1 pseudogene is annotated in these 277 nt (G+C 61.7%); it reads left to right on the plus strand.

Annotation, left to right across the window (positions count from 1 at the left end):
- Positions 1 to 277: pseudogene (locus tag ACMUOY_RS20290) on the plus strand (recombinase family protein); the annotation flags it as partial.

The following is a 277-nucleotide window of genomic DNA, read 5'->3' on the forward strand; positions in this document are numbered from 1 at the left end:
CTGGCCTGATCATCGATGAAGCTGAAGGCATGCCATCGTCAGCGGCCTACGCGCATCGTTTCGGCAGTCTGATTCGCGCGTACCAGACGGTGGGCTTCACTCCGGATCGGGACTACCAGTATTTGGAGGCGAATCAGTTCCTGCGCCGACTACACCCGGAGATCGTCGGCCAGACTGAACGGATGATCGCCGAGGTGGGCGGCATGGTGGAACGCGATCCGGCCACCGACCTCCTCACCGTGAATCGCGAGTTCACCGTTTCACTGGTGCTGGCGCG

The organism is Candidatus Skiveiella danica (genome assembly GCF_022705245.1).
GTDB classification, from domain to species: domain Bacteria; phylum Pseudomonadota; class Gammaproteobacteria; order Burkholderiales; family Burkholderiaceae_C; genus Skiveiella; species Skiveiella danica.